We start from the raw sequence: 16,150 nt of genomic DNA, 5'->3' as shown, positions 1-16,150 counted from the left end.
CAGAGATCGAGGCGAGCGCCGTGGTCCCGGTCGTGTCAGCGGCCGGCCGCCATCGCAGCCAGAGCAAAGACTCGAACCATCGCCGCCTGGTCAAGAAGCGTCAGCGGCTCGGATGTTGTCGCGAGGCCGGTGTCGGGGTCGCGCTGATCCTCCCAGAGCTGCTCCGCGTACGTGAGTAGCCGGTCGCGGTACTCAGGAGCTGGTCGGACATCATCGAGCTGAAGCAGGAACCAGAAGAAGATGCCATTGAATGAGATCTCCTGTGCGCTGATTTCGTGGTCTTTCGTCAGCTCCAGCGTCGCATGGGCTGTTCGTTCGGCGCGGTCGAGGAAGAGCGCATCACCGGTCAGCCTGTAGAGCTCGAGATTCGCGCCGATCATCGCCCCCTGGTTGTAGCTGTACGGCGCATAGTCGATCGTCCCATCCGGGCGGACATGGTCCCGGAACAGCCCGTCGCCAGTCTCAAGCGTCTCGTAGACCCACGCATACATCTTCGTCGCCCAATCGAGGACATAGGTGGCACGCGGGCCGGGTGGCAACGCCTGATACAGCATCAGCCCCAGCAGCGCCCCGGTCCCGGTCGTCGTCGTGCCTCGATCCGAATTGGAGTTCCCTTCGACCCAGAAGATGCCACCGGGCGCCGGACCTTCTGTGTCCCAGCCGGTGATGAGGAAGTCGAAGATCTCATTTGCTCGTGCCAGTGCCAGCGGATCACCTGTCAGCTGCCAGGTTCGCATCAGCTCGATCCCCAGCCAGACGTTGTCATCGTAGTAGCGGTCGCTGAGCCACCCGACCGGAGGCGCCAGATAGGACGAGAAGGCGGGTGGTTCCCGGGTATCGTCATAGTACGCCTCGGTGGCTTTGCTGATGCGGCGGACATCGCCGGCCGTGACCAGCGTTCCTCGGACCTGGGCCATGTCGATATGACAGGCGACCACCTGGGTCATCGGCCAGAGAAAGGCGACATCGAACATCGCATCGATGCCATACCGCTCTCGATAGAGGCTGCTGCCCGGGACGGCGAACGTGCGGTCCATCGCGTCGAGCGTCGCTTGTGCCCGCCAGCGCCACACGCTTGCAACTGTCCCGTCCGGCGTTGATTGCGGTTCTGGCACTGGCTCCGCCGTCGGTAGCGTCGTTGGCGTCGGTGACCCCGCAGTTAGTGTTGGCACGATCGGTCCTGCGGTTGGACAGCTTGTCGCGCAGACGGTCTCGGTTGGGGGTTCGGTCGGCGTCGGAGTGGCGGTTGCTGATGCGGTTGGCGATGCCCTCGGCACTGGCGACTCAGCTTGCCTGGCAACATCGATCGCCGCCTCGACAGACGCCATCGGCGCTGGAGGCTCGATCTGGCGAGACGGGCGCAGAGCAGCGATGGTGACTGCGACGAGCGCCAGGATCGGGAGTGCCGCCAGAACACCGAGCCACCACCGCCGCGGCCGATGCATCGATCAGTACGCCAGTGAATGGATGGCCCCCGCCAGCACCCGGATGCCGGCGACCGCGTCCTCGATCGACGTGAACTCCTCGGGCGTGTGGCTACGCCCATCCTTGCTGCGGACAAACACCATCGCGACCCGTGCCACGTTTGCCATCCTCTGGGTGTCATGCAAAGCGCCGCTCGGCATTGTCAGCGCCGGGATGCCCTGCTCGCGCGCGGACTCCTCCAGACAGCGGACGATCTCCGGATCGCATGGGCAGGGGGCGAGCGGCGGTCTGGTCGTCCAGCTGATCTCCAGGTCGCGCTCGTTGGCGATCCTGATGATCGCTGCCTCGTGGGCGGCTGCCAGCTCTTCGATTTTCACCGGGTCGTTGTGCCGGCTGTCGATCGTGAACAGCACCTTGCCGGGGACGATCGGGCTGAGATTCGGCTCGACGACGACCCTGCCGACAGTTGAGACGGCCGGCCGGCCCATTGCTACCGCGTTGTGGTTGACCGCGAGAATCATTTCCGCGACTCCGACCAGCGGGTCCCGGCGCGTGTCCATTGGGCGCGCCCCGGCGTGGTTCGCCTCGCCGGTCACCGTCACGTTATACCCCTTCGAGCCATTGATGATATTGACGACACCGACCGGCAGATCCTCGATCTCGAGCACCGGCCCCTGCTCGATATGCAGCTCGATGAATGCTTCGATATCGTGACGGACTGCCGAGGGAATGTCGGCCGGATCAAGCCCGACGGACTGCATTGCCTCGGCCAGCGAAACACCGTCATAGCTCCCGATCGCCTCTGCGTCTCCCGGCGCGATAGCCCCGGTAACACCTCGCGAGCCCCAGAAGCGAGCGCCATTGAAGCGGCTGCCCTCCTCCTCGCAGAACGACAGCACCTCGAGCGGATGCTTTGGTGGTCCAAACTGACGTAGCAACGCCTCAACCGCTGTCAACGCAGCGATGATCCCCAGCGCGCCATCGTAGCGGCCGCCGGGCATCTGCGAGTCGATGTGGGACCCGGAGACGATTGCCTTGCCACCCTCGGTCCCCTCGATTCGTCCCCAGATATTGCCGACGGCGTCCATGCGCGTCGTCAGCCCCACCTCCTGGCACCAGTGTTCGACAAGCTGCTGCGCTTCGACCCATTCCGGTGTCAACGCGGCGCGGCAGACCCCGGTCTCGAAGCAGGCGCCGATGGCGCCGAGCGTCATGATGCGCGCCTCGACGACGGCGGGGTCGATCTCGATTTGTGCCATAGTGGTCCGCTCCCTTCCTGCGTCCTTCGATCCCGGTCGATTGTCGCACTCGTCGCGAGTACCAGCCAATGACCCGCGCGTGTCACAATCATTCGATGTCCCGGCCACGCCGGGGTGAGTGGCGTTCTGAGGGACAAACGACGATCGAGGACGACGATGCGAATATTGAAGTTCGGTGGCACATCGGTAGGTAGCGCAGCAGCAATCTCCCACACAGTCGATATTCTGGCGGCTCAGCACAAACAGGATGACCGGGTTGTCGGCGTGTTCTCGGCAATGAGTGGGATTACGAACCTGCTGCTCTCCCGCGCGGATGCCGCGGCTCATGGCGACTCCGAAGGGGTCGATGCTGTCCGGGCCGATCTGCTGGCGCCACACTACGCCGCTCTGTTCGATCTGGTGACAGATTCCGACCGCCGCCGCCAGTCCGAGGCCACCGTTGCGGCGTATGCGGACGAGGTGTCGCGTCTTCTGTATTCCGTCTACGTCCTTCGCGAGTGCACTGCTCGCGCTCGCGACCGCATCGCGTCGTTTGGCGAGCGAATGAGCAGCATCCTGATCGCCGCTGCGCTCGAAGAGCGTGGGATCCCGGCGCTGGCTGTTGCGGCAGACCGGTTGATCGTGACTGACAGCGTGTTCGGTAGCGCATCACCGTTGCTCGATCGGACGACCGAGCGGACACGCTCGACTTTGGAACCGATCCTCCAATCCCACACGATGCCGATCGTCACCGGCTTCTTCGGCGCCGACGAGCAAGGCATCACGACAACGCTGGGACGAGGCGGCTCGGATTACTCGGCCGCCATTCTCGGCTACGCCCTCGACGCCGATGAGATCCAGATCTGGACCGACGTCGATGGTGTTCTGACTGCGGACCCGAGAATCGTCCCGGATGCGCGGATGCTCGACCGGATCAGTTACGCCGAAGCAACCGAGCTGGCCTATTTCGGCGCAAAGGTCATTCACCCCAAGACGATGCACCCGGCCGTCGAGAAAGGGATCCCGATCTGGATTCGCAACACCTTCAATCCCGACCAGCCGGGAACGATGATCGGACCCGCGGCGCCGGGAGGCCCGAATGGCGAGAACAGCAGTCAGCGGTCTGCAAAGGCGCTTGCGTCGGTTACCGGCCTCGCCGCAATCACCGTCGCCGGCCGTGGCCAGATCAGTGTCACCGACGCGACCGCGAGAATCTTCCGGTCCATCGGCCGGACGAGCGCCAACGTGTACATGATCTCGCAGGCGTCGTCGCAGCACTCGCTGACCTTCGTGCTCGATGACAATCATGCGGGCGCGGTCGAGCGTGAGTTGCGCGCGGAGTTCGCGGTTGATCTCGAACGAGGACGCGTCGAGTCGATCGAGGCCGACCGTGATCTGGCGATTGTGGCGATTATCGGTGAGAGGATGCGTGGCACACCGGGCGTCGCCGGCCGGGTATTTTCGACACTCGGCGACAACCGGATCAACATCATTGCGATTGCTCAGGGGTCGAGCGAGCTCAACATATCCTGCGCGATCGCCGGGCCGGAAGCCACCCGCGCCGTTCGCGCACTCCACGAGGCGTTCGACCTGTCTCACTGAGTGCTCCGACCAGCGTGAAGTGACCGGTTGTTGGTTGCGGCCGCCACCCCTCCCTCTGTCATCCTGAACGGAGTGAAGGATCCGTTTTCCCTGCGTTCGGTCGCAGCTGACGGGGAGGAACGGATTCTTCGCTGCGGCCTCAGGATGACAGGAGGTGGGGAACCATCCAGAATGGCAGGATCACCGCGGTCGACCCCTCAAGATGCAGTCCAGCCGCCCGAGAAGCGATCAATTACACAGCTGCCAGGTAAGCGACCGGAGTCCGTTTACTGGGGATTGCTGGGGCGGGCGCGGCGGGTCGAGCCGCCGATTGGACGAACGCCAGCCGGCTGCTCGTCGGATGGTCGAAGCTGAGCGACCGGACGGACCGATTTGCGACGCGATCGGCCGGAGGGCTGCGCTGGGTGTCCGTTGTCGCTATCAATCTCTGTCGCTGCACCGATGATTTCGTCGAGATCAGCTGGTGCGTGGGCGCCGTTGCTGGACCAGTGGCTCGCGAAATCCACCGGCGACTCATCGAGTGGGACCAGCAGTATCTCCAGGTCCGTGGCGGGTTCGCCCGCCGGGGCAGTGAATGCCGGGGAGAATGCGCTCGACGTGGAGGGCTCAGCGACATCGAATGCGCCAAATCTCGTTTCGGCTCTGTCCGCATGGATCGTCGCCTGCTCGAGCATCGCGTCATTGATGATTGGGAGATCAGTCGTGTGCTCGAACTTCGTTTCCGGCTCGCTAGTGCCGTCCGAGTCTGGAACCATTGGTGTTATCGGTGTCAGCACGGTTTCGACAATTGCTGACTCGAACGCCGGCATGGGCTCCGGCGCTACGAGAGCCAGCGCGACGGGGCGTTCCTCAACGACAGCCGGCAGGGTAACCACAGGTGCGGCCGCGATGATGGACGCATCGTGCGCTACCATCGACTCGACCGAATCGGCGGGCTCAGGCTCGACCTCATTCTGCGTCGCGGCGTCATATGTCGCGGCACGGCGGGCAGGAAGAAGCACCCCGGCCCGAATGAGCAGAAGTGTCCAGATGCAACTGACCAGGATGATCGTTGGCAGGACAATGAAGGCGAAGATGAAGAGCAGATCACCGGTGGACATCGACGCTCCCTTCGCACCCGGGTATCCTCGCGGGCATCCGCGGGTGCGGGCCGGCACTGTACGTTCGGTCTTGACCCTCAATCATAGCGGTCCACCTGCGCCGGGGCCAGTGGCGGCGGGAGACTCTTCCAATGGTGCCAGATTCGACCTGTCCATGTCTCACGGTCTGACGGGTTGTCGTCGAGTGGAGTGCTGATGCTCGCCTGGGTCATCCTCATTATCTGCGTCGCTGTCCTGCTTTCGATCGGCATCGATCGGCTGATGCGCCGCTTCGGCATTGTCCCCGCCGACCCTGAATCCGCCCGAGGCGGACTCGAGGTGCTGCTTGAGCGCTTGCAGAGCTGGGCCGATCAACGCCGTCATCGCTGAGTCAGTTGCCCGCGCAGAAGTCGTAGCAGACACGGCTGAGGATCGTGGCAAACGTCTCGAGCACGTCGAGATCGGCCCACTCGACTAGACCGTGAGCGCCCTCACCACCCGGCCCGAAGACTGCGACCGGGACGCCGGCCTGGTCCAGCAGAGACGAATCCATCCAACCGGCCGCGCCGGTGATTTTCGGCGCGACTCCGCGTTTTCCCCCGGCGACCCGGCATACTGTCGTGACAATCTCGGCGTCGGGCGTAATCTCGAAGGCATCGCGCACAACCCCGATCTCCAGTGTGGCTCGGAACTGCTCGTCTTCCCCCTCCAGCCGGTCGAGAATTGCCCGCAACTCCTCGTCGACGCTCTCCCGCGTTTCGCCCGGGATTGTCCGGCGCTCAATCTCCAGCACACAGGCGTGGGGATACGACGAAAGCTCCTGGCCGCCATGGATAACCGATGCGTGCATCGACGGCGGGCCGACGAGGGGATGTGGCGCCCGTGCGATGAGCTCGCGCGCATACTCCTCCAACCCGGTAAGCACGCGCCCCATATGGGCGATTGCGTCGACCCCAAGGGCGAACTGGCTTCCGTGGGCCGCGAAGCCGTGCGTCGTGATCGTTGCCCAGACGAACCCCTTGTGAGCGACGATGAGGTCGAGGCCCGTCGCCTCCAGCACCAACGCGGCGTCTGGACGCCTCCGGTCGATCTCTCGACAGATCGCCTGAGTGCCGATGCTGGAATGTTCCTCGTCCGCCACGAAGGTGACGATCAGCCGGCCCGGGAAGTCATCAGCCCGCGCGATCGCCTCCAGCAGTACCATCGCGGCGGCCATTGCTGCCTTCATGTCCGACGAGCCGCGACCGTAGAGCCGGTTGCCCTCGGCGCGGCCGGAGAACGGGTCGTCCATCCCGGCGATGCCGACGGTGTCGATGTGGCCGTTGAGCATGAGTGTCCGCCCCGGCCCGTTCCCGACCGACGCTATGACGTTTGGACGGCCGTCGCCGGCGTCCTGCAGCTCAACCTCGATGCCCGGTGTCCGCCGCAGCCGTGCGGCGATCGCTTCGGCAATCGCGCGCTCTCCCTCCGCGCCGGGGACGAGCGACGGATTGATCGACGGAATGCGAACCAGCTCGGCAGTCGCCTCGATCAGCGTCTCGCGATCGATACGGATCATGGATCGGCATACCTTCCTTCGGACGACTATCGATTCACGAGGATGCTTCGCGTCGCAAGCCACGTCAAGTATCAACGCTCGAGGAACGGGACGACCTGCCTGTAGTGCTCGACGAGCTCGCCAAATGTCATGCGGTTGAGGCCTGATGGTGAGGGTAGCACCAGGTCGACCGTTCCCGGAACGACTGCTTCTGGCTGGACGCCCCATGTCGGACGGCTGGACCCTCGAAGCCAGCGATATACGCCGATACCCGTATAGGCCATGACGACTGGCCTGTAGCGAGTGATCTTCTCTCGGAGCATCGCAGCGCCGTCTCGAATCTCGTCGCGGGTCAGCTCGTCGGCACGGCGGGTCGGCCTCGCGACGATGTTGGTGAAGCCGATGCCGAGCGCCAGCAGCAATTCGTCCTCGTCCGGCCTATACAGCCGATCGGTAATCGCCGCCGCCTCCAACAACCTCCAGAAGCGATTGCCGGGAAAGGCGTAATGCCGGCCGGTCTGGCCGGATGTCAGCGACGGATTGTATCCACAGAAGACCACCCGGAGGCCGGGCTGAAGCAGATCGACGATACCTGGCAGGTCGCTCACACAGCGGGGTCGATCGCGGCAAGCCGCTCGACGCGCTCGAGAGGCGTCGGGTGGGTGTCGATCAGACGGCTCAACCGCTCTGGCCCGAACGGATGGATGACCATCAGCCCGCAGAGCGCCGGATTGACTGGCGCTGGCACGCGGCCGGCCAGCGCGCCGATCTTCCGCAGCGCCGCGATGAGCGGTTGCGGGTCACCGATCAGCCGTGCCGCCTCGGCGTCGGCGTGAAATTCGTCGCCCGGCTCCGCGCTGGCGCGAACCAGCAGCGCGGTAAATGGCATGCTGGCGAATGCGATCGCGTCGCGGACCGGGCGCAAATGACGCCCGCCCCAGGCGCGGGGAATCCGCCGACGAAACGCCCGGTCGTACAGCAGGTCGGACCCGCTCGCCGCCGCCATCACGCCGGGTATCGATCCGAGCAGCGCCGCGATCGTGACGCTGGTTCGGTCGCGACGTTCGAGGTGGGCGATCTCATGCGCCAGCACTGCCGCGACCTGATCCTCTGGCAGCAGCTCGAGGAGTCCGGTCGTTACACCGACGATCCCACCGCCGGGCGTCGCCGCGGCAAACGCGTTCGGGGTGCGAATTCGCGACACTGCCACGACCGGACGGGCAACCCCGGCCGACTCAGCCAGCCGCGTGACAGTTTCGAGAAGGACCGGGTGGCTCGTCATATCGACCACGTCGGCGCGCATCATCTTCAGCAGCAGCGGCTGTGCCAGCGCCCAGGCGAGTGTCTGAATTGCGAATCCGATAGCAATGCCCAGCGCTGCGCCGCGCCAGCCCGCGATGAGCGCGCCGATGAGGACAAAAGGCACGAGCATCGTTGCTGAGACACTGAGCAGGTGGCGAATCGTTCGTCGTTCGATTGAGTTCATACGAGTACCTCGTACTCCGGCAGCGGGTCACCCAGCAGCGGCAGCGCCCAGGCGCGAAAGCGTGGTGTGACATCGTGACCGGAGGGATCGATCATATCATCGGGGAGACGTCGCTCGACTGACGCAATCCGCTCGAGCGGCGCGGTTCCGTAGCAAGCGTTGTATGGCTGGTCGCTGGCACGCTGGATGGTGACCATCACTCCGGTCTCGCCGGCAATCGCGCGACGGACCGCCTCTCGCCCGACCTGCTCCGCCTCGGCCAGATCGACGGACGACGCCGACGCCATCGCCATTCGGGCGATCGTTCCCGGCTTGTCGTATCGTGCCTGGTTGCCGATGCGTCTGCTGAGCTCGCGCGCCAATGTGCTGCCGACGCCACGGTAATATGCGTGCCCAAAGGCGTCGACCCATTCCGGCGTCGCGCCGCCGACTGGCGTGCCGTCGGACCAGCGCATGGTCTCGGGTGTCACCAGCACCGCGTAGCCGTCGAGCTCGACAGCGGCAGTCACCAGTTCGGCGAGGTCGTCGAATCCGCTAACCGGCCGCTCGGGCAGACAGAGGATCGGCCGTGGCAGGGTGTCGTCGAAGGCGAGACTGCCCGAGGCGGTAAGCCACCCGGCGTTTCGCCCCATCACCTCGACGATCTTGACCGGATAGATCTGACTCATCGCGCGGGTGTCGAACGCCGCGTCGCGGACTGCGAGGGCGGTGTAGCGGGCGATCGAGCCGTAGCCGGGGCAGTGGTCGGTCTCGGGTAGATCGTTGTCGATCGTCTTTGGCACAGCGATGACCCGCAGCTCCTGACCACGGTTTGCAGCTGCTGCTCCCAGTCGCAGCGCCGTCTCGGCGGTGTCGTTGCCACCGATCGGGACGAAGGCGCGGATATCAAGCGTGTGGAGCTGGTCGAGAAGCCGCACGATCTCATCATCCGTCGGACGATGCCGGCTCGTGCCGAGCGCTGCCGATGGGGTGACTCGTAACCGCGCGAGCCGGTCGGAAGTTAATCGAGTCAGGTCGAAGAATGCGCCGGCCAGCACCCCCTCGATTCCGTTCCGGGATCCGAGGATCGCGTCGAATCGCCTGCTCTGTTGAGCCTCGGAGATAGCGCCGGCCAGGCTGGCGTTGATGACCACGGTCGGACCGCCTGATTGAGCGACCAGTAGAGTGCCTGCGGGAATGGTGGTGCCCCCAACCTCGTGCGCGCGTGTGAATCCCCACGATCCACGCGCTTCACATCGATTCTAGGCAGCCGGACGGCGGTGGCGCAAGCACGAAATCGTCACGAACTCGCGGTAACCTCCTCAGGAGCATCGTCCTCCAGCTCGACAACTGGCGCTTCCCCTTGCTGAAGAGCGCGCGTGTAGAGCAGCAGGCTCGGCACGAGCGCCAGCGTTGCGGCGCTGAGAGCGGCTCGCAACGACATCGTCGACCCGATCGCCCCAATCCCTGGTCCGCCAGCGACTTGACCGATGGCGTCCGCCTGTCCGCTCATCGAGATCACCGTCGCGCGCACTCGTGGATCGACGCTCTGGTTGATCCAGGCCGATGTGAGTGGGCTGTTGATCCCGCGCAGCACAGTCGCGGCGACGAACGCGATCGCGGCGACCGCGAAGCTGCCGGCCAGAGCGAACCCGGCCATCGCGATGACCAGGAGCGTGTCGATCCCCAACAGGACGCGAGTGACCGCCGCATGACTATTGGTGTCAACCAAACGCCGAAGAACCTCGGCCGCCCCAATTCGCAACAGCGCTGCAGTAAAGGTCAGGATGCCGTACCAGACCACCGGCTTCAGATCGCCCACGGCCGGCAGCGCGAAGCTCTGGAGCAAGTGGGCCGGTGAGAGGCGGTCGAACCCCTCGCTCGACATGCCCATGAAGAAGGCAATCGCGAAGATCGTCAACAGAACTGGCCGGCGGCGGGTCAGGCGCGCGCCATCGAGGAACGTCTCCCGCATGTGGCCCCACGAATTGCGGTCTTCGCGCGGGGTTCGCTGAAAGCCGTGCTCGGTCATTGTCACGACGAGCAGGCCGGCGAGGGCCAGCATCAACCCTCCGCCGATGATGATCGGCAGGTTCAGCCGCATCGTCGCCAGCCCGACGCCGATCGGCGTGGCGATCAACATCCCCACCTGTTCGGCTTGTGACCCGCGCAGAAAGGCGTGCCCCGCTCGTTGTTCGCCGATCTCGTCGACGACCCAGGCCTCCAGAGCCCCGCTGATTAACGTGTAGCCGATTCCCATGATGACGTTCCCCAGGAGGATCACTGCAAACGATGGCGTCGCGACGACCAGTAGTCCGGCCCCAAGCAGCGCGGTTCCGACGATTACCGACAACCGGCGGCTGTAGACATCGGCGATGACACCGGTCGGAATCTCGAACAGGAAATAGGTCCCCTCCAGCACCGTCCCGACCAGCACCAGCTCAAGGGGACTGAGGCCAACTCGCTCGACCTGGAAGACGAGATTGACACTGAATGCCAGCCACAGAAAGAGCGAGGTGGCGCCGGAGACGAGCAGATAGAGATGGTACGGACTAATCCGGCCGGCGGGTTCCTCCTCCACGTTCAGGCTTCCTCCGCTCGTCGCTTCAGATCTCTGTCACGCCCAGCGTTGTGGCCAGTGATTCTCGACGGGCCTCCTGGTTGCCTGCGCCCCTTTCCGGGAGCGCAGCCGGCTCGAACCGGATCATCCAGACGGTCCCACTCCCAGTCTCCGATCGCCAGCCGAGCGTTGCCCTCCAGCCGCGCTGTCGCAGGTGTTCGGCCCGCTCGCTTCCTTCCCGGACAATGACGTGCGACAGGTTGCTGTCGAGCTCGATTGGCGCTGACTTGTTGGCTACACATGAGCTCATCGCTTGTTGCTCCTCCGCGCGCCCGGAGGGCCGGGCGCTTATCCACTTCGCTTGAGTCGTCCGGTTCGCTTGGCGTAGCGTTCGAAGTAGCCGAAGATGGCCATGCCGAGCGGGACAGTGATCAGCCCGATGACGAGCAGCGGGATCATCTTCGGCAGCAGATCGATCGTGCTTGTTCCGTCGAGGATTGCCGCGCGCATCGCGTCGAGCACGTAGGTGGCCGGCGAGATGGTCGACAACGTCTGCATCCAGCCCGGCAGCACGTCGATCGGGTAATAGACGCCCGAAACGAGAAGCAGGATCGACGAGATGATGAATGTCATCTGCTCACCCTTCTCCGGGAAGAGCAGCGGCAACACCGCCCCGATAATGCCGAAACCAATGAACGACAGACTGCCGATCACGATCGTCAGCAGAGCGCCAGGCAGGTTGGAGCCGGCCAGGTTGATATCGAAGAACAGAGCCAGCACGACCAGCAGCAGAGCCGTGCGGACGATTCCGTAGACGATCGCGAAGATCGACTGGCCGACCATATGGGTCAACCGGCTGATCGGCGCCATCATCGTGTACTCGATCGTCCCCTCCCAACGCTCCCAGGCGATCATCTCGGCCATGTTCATGAAAACCGAGTTCAGGTAGCTCCAGACCAGCGTCCCGATCGCCAGAAAGAGCAACAGGTTCGTGCTCTGCGCAGCCTGTGCCTTGCCGATGAACATGATCGACATCGACGAGGCGGCCGAGTAGATCAGAAATGCGATCTCCCAGCCCCAGTATCGTTTTGTCAGATTCCAGTTGCGCTCAACGAAGGCGTAGGATGCCCTCGCCTCTCGCCCCAGCGTGGCGACCGGTGAGAGTGGTCGCGCTCGTGCCATCGTGGTGTCTCCGTTTCTCAGGCCGCCTCGGCCGGCTTGTCGTCCTCGCTGTGGTCCTCGCGGAGATCGCGGCCGGTTAGTGCGATGAATACGTCTTCCAGTGATGGGTTGATGACCTCGTCGCGCTCGCTGACCAGCTGCTTCAGCTCCGCGACAGTGCCGATCGCGATCAGTTGTCCGTTGTCCATGATCGCGATCCGGTCACAAAGCGCTTCGGCCTCGTCCATATCGTGGCTACAGATCACAATCGTCGCGTCATGCCGGTCGCGCAGCTCGTGGACGAATCTCTGGACGTCCTTCTTCGAGCGCGGGTCCAGCCCGGTCGTCGGCTCGTCGAGTAGTAGCAACACCGGAGAGGTCAGGAAAGCCCGCGCGATTGCCACCTTCTGCTGCATCCCGCGTGACATCTGCTCCAGTGGCGCGTTCACCCGGTCCGGCTTCACTCCCAACCCACCGAGGATCGACGTGATCTCAGCCTTCAGGTTCTCCCCGGTGCGACCGTACAGCCGCATTGCATACAGCAGGTTCTCCATTGGCGACAGCTTCTTGAAGAACGACGCCTCGACTGACACTCGGTTGATCAGCCGTTTCACCTGCATCTCGTGCTCGCGCACGTCGTACCCGAATACGCTGATCTGTCCCGAGTCCGCGATCAGCAGGGTCGACATCAAACGGATGAGCGTCGACTTTCCGGAGCCGTTCGCGCCGAGGATGCCGAAGATCTCGTTTCGCCGAACCTCGAAGCTGATGTCATCCAGTGCCCGGGTAACCTTTGCTGGTTCGGCGTTCGGCTTTCGAAACGGCAGTGTGCGCCGCCTCTTCTTCGAGAACACCTTCGACGCGTGCTCGATGACGACTGCCGGACCGTGGTCCGGCACGGCCGGCAGCCCCGAGCGGTCAACAACGAGGTTGAGTCTGGTGTCACTCGCCGGCATCCGCTCGGCCATCGGATCAATAATCTGAGGTGACATCAGCGATTTATTACCTTCCTGGCTGCGTTCCGTGGAGATGGAGTCGGGCGCGCAACCTGAATCCACAACATGGCCGGTGTTGTTCGATCGAGGCAGTCTCGGGTCTTTGTTGTCCGGTCCTCGACCGGTATTGAGTGACGGAATGCGAACATGGGACGGCCCACCTTCTTCCAGTTTGTCTTGACGAAACGACGTCGATCTCGTTCTAGCGAGCCCGGTGGCCGATCCACATCTGAGGTCTCCTCTGCCGTTGAGCGTCTCCTGATGAACTCGAACGGGAGACAACAAAAAACCGCGGGTTCCGGACCATTCGTCAGGTCCGCCCGCGGCTGATAGGGTTGGTTGACTCAACTACACGGCGTCAACATTCCCAATCCGACGGCAAACCTGGGCACACTGCGCCCCCGAAAGGCGCAACAAGGCCGGAGAACGGCGCACGCAGGCGAATACAAGCGATGAGCTGGCTGATATTCCCCCCTCCGTTTCCGTTCATCAGGTTGACCATCGTCGGTTCCATCTCTGCTCGTCACAGCGCCGACCCTTCGGCTGGCGCAGGGGCTATGATAGGGCCGTCGCCGGTCATTGTCAATAACCCCGCGGAGCGCGGGGGCGGCACATGGGCTGCTCGCTGATGGGGTTCGAGCGAAGCTGCCCGCGTCTGCCGGCCGCCGACGGTTCATCGCCTGGCTCTGGCGAGATGGCTGGGAACCCGATCATGCGTTTTGGCCGGATGTCGTGTTTCGGAGCTGATGCTGCTGATTCGGCAGGGTGGCTCGCTATCCGATATGCCAAACGGCAAGCGACCTGACAACAATCGCCGTGAGATCGTTGACACCGGATCGGGTGCGCTGGTAGAGTGCGGCGAGATTCACAAGCGATCCAATCCGCGACGATGTCTAACAGATCTATCGGAGCAGGCAGCTATTCTGCTGAGGCTCCTTCCAACCGGCAGCGATCGTAGACCTGTTGTTTCGCTGATACCATCGAGATCGCCAGGGCCACTGACGTGCGCAGGAAACAGGATAGTTCTACATGGTCTTGACATTGGTCGTGCGTCGCCTCATAGCGCTCGTCTTCGTGCTGGTTGCGCTCTCAGCCATCACGTTCTCTCTGTCGCATGTCGTCCCGTCGGACCCTGCGCGGGCGATCGCCGGCCCGCGCGCCAGCGCGGAGGCGGTTGAGAAAATCCGTGAGGAGTATGGTCTCGACAAGCCGCTGATGACGCAGTACATCAGCTACGTGACCGGCATCGTCAGGCTCGATTTCGGCAAGTCCCTCACAACACGCCGACCCGTCGCCGTCGACCTGCGTGAATACCTGCCGGCGACAATCGAGCTCACACTCTATGCGGTTGTCTTCGCTGTCGCGGTCGGGCTGCCGCTCGGGGTCGTGTCGGCAGTTCGGCGCAATACCGCAATCGATGCGTTCGGCCGTGTTATCTCGGTGCTTGGTCTGTCGATCCCCTCGTTCTGGCTTGCGCTGATGCTGCAATTCTTCCTGTTCTCACGACTAGGGCTCTTGCCAGATGGCCAGCGGCTGCCGGTCGGCGTCGACCCCCCGCGGACGATCACGCACCTGTTCACGATCGACGCTTTGCTGACCGGCAACCTCAGCGTGTGGTGGACGGCGATGCAGCACTTGCTGATGCCGGCGTTCGTTCTGGGCTTCGGTGGCCTGGCCGTCATCACCCGGATGGCTCGCGCCGGCATGCTTGAGGTGATGGGGCAGGACTACATTCGCACCGCGCGAGCGAAGGGGTTGGCGTCACGCGCCGTCGTCGTTCGCCACGGGCTGAAGAATGCAATGCTGCCCGCAATCACCGTCATCGGCTTGCAGATCGGCCTGTTGCTGGGTGGCGCGGTGCTGGTCGAGATTGTCTTCTCCTGGCCGGGTATCGGCAGGTATGCGTTTCAGGCCATCCAGAATATGGATCAGAACGCCGTCATTTCGGTCACGCTTGTCATCGGCGCGGGTTACGTGCTGATGAACATGTTCGTCGATATCGCATACGTTCTGGTGGATCCGAGGCTACGAACGAAATGACAGACGTGGACGCGCAAGCTGCCGAAACCAACATCGGGGACCTTCGTCAGCAGTCGACCCTCAAGTATCAGTCACGCTCGGGGCTACGCTACTTTCTCCGTCGGTTCGCGGGCGAGACCCCGTTGAATGTCCTTGCCCTCGGCATCATCACGGTATTCATCTTCCTGTCCATCTTCGGTCGCCTGCTTGCGCCATATGACCCGATCGTTCCGGACATCGCCAACAAGTTGGCGCCACCATCAGCAGCGCATTGGCTCGGCACCGACGAGCTAGGCCGCGACATTCTGAGTCGCGTGCTGACCGGGACGCGCATCTCACTCGGCATCGCCACCATGATCCTCTCGATTGCGATCACCGCCGGCGTTCTCATCGGCGCGGTTGCCGGCTACGTCGGTGGTTGGGTCGACGAGGTGTTGATGCGGATTACCGATATCTTTCTGGCGTTTCCAGCGCTGATCCTGGCGATGGGCATCGCGGCATCGCTCGGCCGCGACCTTAAGAATGTGATCATTGCGCTGACGCTCGTCTACTGGCCATGGTATGCCCGCCTGATTCGCGGACAGGTGTTGATGATCCGCGAGCGTGATTTCGTCGAGGCAGCGCACGCGATCGGCATGCGCCCGAGTCGCGTCCTGCTCCGCCACATACTTCCGAACACGATGGCGCCGATCATTGTTCAAGCCACCGTCGATGTTGGCTACGCAGTGCTTGCGACTGCGGGGCTCTCATTCATCGGGCTTGGCGCGCAACCCCCATCACCGGAATGGGGGACGATGATTGCCGGCGCTCGCGCCTACTTCCGCGTTGCCTGGTGGTATATGACGTTCCCCGGCATCGCGCTCACCCTGACGGTGATCGGCTTCAACCTCCTCGGTGACGGGTTGCGTGATTACTTCGATCCCCGAACCCGCGTCAGATAACGTCTCATGGAAGTATCCGCGTTCCGAAGGGAGGTGGAATCGCCGACCTGCCAGGCTCGATTGCCATGGCTCACTCCGAAGTTGTCCGGTGTGTGGTCCTTTGGAAGCAGGATTCCTGCTGAGTAATA

General features: G+C 63.5%; 15 protein-coding genes. 4 read left to right on the top strand and 11 right to left on the bottom strand.

Annotated elements, in window-relative coordinates; translation table 11 throughout:
• Nucleotides 1-35 precede the first annotated feature (35 nt).
• Both V9F06_12025 and V9F06_12020 read right to left on the bottom strand, forming a co-directional pair.
• Nucleotides 36-1,445, bottom strand: a complete 1,410-nt coding sequence (locus V9F06_12025; GenBank protein ID MEI2618330.1) for a glycoside hydrolase family 76 protein — start codon at nt 1,443-1,445, stop codon at nt 36-38.
• 3 nt (nt 1,446-1,448) lie between these two features.
• Nucleotides 1,449-2,684, bottom strand: a complete 1,236-nt coding sequence (locus V9F06_12020; GenBank protein MEI2618329.1) for a Zn-dependent hydrolase — start codon at nt 2,682-2,684, stop codon at nt 1,449-1,451.
• Between the two features lie 156 nt (nt 2,685-2,840).
• Between V9F06_12020 and V9F06_12015 the strand changes: the two genes are divergently transcribed.
• Entirely contained in the window at nt 2,841-4,265 is a 1,425-nt protein-coding gene (locus V9F06_12015) for an aspartate kinase (protein MEI2618328.1), read from the top strand.
• A 266-nt stretch (nt 4,266-4,531) separates the two neighbouring features.
• On the opposite strand, the gene V9F06_12010 is transcribed toward V9F06_12015, so the two are convergent.
• On the bottom strand, nt 4,532-5,365 hold the full coding sequence (locus V9F06_12010) for a hypothetical protein (protein MEI2618327.1): 834 nt from the start codon (nt 5,363-5,365) through the stop codon (nt 4,532-4,534).
• 195 nt (nt 5,366-5,560) lie between these two features.
• Here V9F06_12010 and V9F06_12005 point away from each other — a divergent pair, with 195 nt between their 5' ends.
• The gene (locus V9F06_12005; GenBank protein MEI2618326.1) at nt 5,561-5,734 is read left to right on the top strand and encodes a hypothetical protein; all 174 of its coding nucleotides are present in this window, start codon (nt 5,561-5,563) and stop codon (nt 5,732-5,734) included.
• Between the two features lies 1 nt (nt 5,735).
• Here the strand turns inward: V9F06_12005 and V9F06_12000 are convergent, their stop codons facing one another.
• From V9F06_12000 to V9F06_11965, 8 genes are all read right to left on the bottom strand, one after another.
• Nucleotides 5,736-6,902: an ArgE/DapE family deacylase gene (locus V9F06_12000; GenBank protein ID MEI2618325.1), complete on the bottom strand. Its 1,167-nt coding sequence runs from the start codon at nt 6,900-6,902 to the stop codon at nt 5,736-5,738.
• Between the two features lie 71 nt (nt 6,903-6,973).
• Nucleotides 6,974-7,489: a G/U mismatch-specific DNA glycosylase gene (mug, locus tag V9F06_11995; protein ID MEI2618324.1), complete on the bottom strand. Its 516-nt coding sequence runs from the start codon at nt 7,487-7,489 to the stop codon at nt 6,974-6,976.
• Nucleotides 7,486-8,367, bottom strand: coding sequence for a M48 family metalloprotease (locus tag V9F06_11990; protein MEI2618323.1), 882 nt, complete (start codon nt 8,365-8,367; stop codon nt 7,486-7,488). The genes mug and V9F06_11990 overlap by 4 nt, the downstream gene beginning before the upstream one ends.
• Nucleotides 8,364-9,527 carry a diphosphate--fructose-6-phosphate 1-phosphotransferase gene (locus tag V9F06_11985; protein MEI2618322.1) on the bottom strand — a complete coding sequence of 388 codons (1,164 nt, stop codon included), beginning with the start codon at nt 9,525-9,527 and terminating at the stop codon, nt 8,364-8,366. The genes V9F06_11990 and V9F06_11985 overlap by 4 nt, the downstream gene beginning before the upstream one ends.
• A 119-nt stretch (nt 9,528-9,646) precedes the next feature.
• Nucleotides 9,647-10,927 carry an MFS transporter gene (locus V9F06_11980; GenBank protein MEI2618321.1) on the bottom strand — a complete coding sequence of 427 codons (1,281 nt, stop codon included), beginning with the start codon at nt 10,925-10,927 and terminating at the stop codon, nt 9,647-9,649.
• 25 nt (nt 10,928-10,952) lie between these two features.
• A complete protein-coding gene (locus V9F06_11975) occupies nt 10,953-11,216 on the bottom strand; it encodes a hypothetical protein (GenBank protein MEI2618320.1) in 264 nt (87 codons plus the stop codon).
• A gap of 38 nt (nt 11,217-11,254) precedes the next feature.
• Nucleotides 11,255-12,088: an ABC transporter permease gene (locus tag V9F06_11970; GenBank protein MEI2618319.1), complete on the bottom strand. Its 834-nt coding sequence runs from the start codon at nt 12,086-12,088 to the stop codon at nt 11,255-11,257.
• Nucleotides 12,089-12,105: 17 nt separating this feature from the next.
• A complete protein-coding gene (locus V9F06_11965; GenBank protein MEI2618318.1) occupies nt 12,106-13,059 on the bottom strand; it encodes an ABC transporter ATP-binding protein in 954 nt (317 codons plus the stop codon).
• A 1,032-nt stretch (nt 13,060-14,091) separates the two neighbouring features.
• Between V9F06_11965 and V9F06_11960 the strand changes: the two genes are divergently transcribed.
• Together V9F06_11960 and nikC are read left to right on the top strand one after the other, a co-directional pair.
• The gene (locus V9F06_11960; GenBank protein MEI2618317.1) at nt 14,092-15,102 is read left to right on the top strand and encodes an ABC transporter permease; all 1,011 of its coding nucleotides are present in this window, start codon (nt 14,092-14,094) and stop codon (nt 15,100-15,102) included.
• Nucleotides 15,099-16,022, top strand: coding sequence for a nickel transporter permease (gene nikC / locus V9F06_11955; protein MEI2618316.1), 924 nt, complete (start codon nt 15,099-15,101; stop codon nt 16,020-16,022). The genes V9F06_11960 and nikC overlap by 4 nt, the downstream gene beginning before the upstream one ends.
• Nucleotides 16,023-16,150: the final 128 nt, after the last annotated feature.

The organism is Thermomicrobiales bacterium (assembly GCA_037045155.1).
GTDB lineage: Bacteria > Chloroflexota > Chloroflexia > Thermomicrobiales > CFX8 > JAMLIA01.
This window is presented reverse-complemented; position numbering and strand designations above follow the sequence as displayed.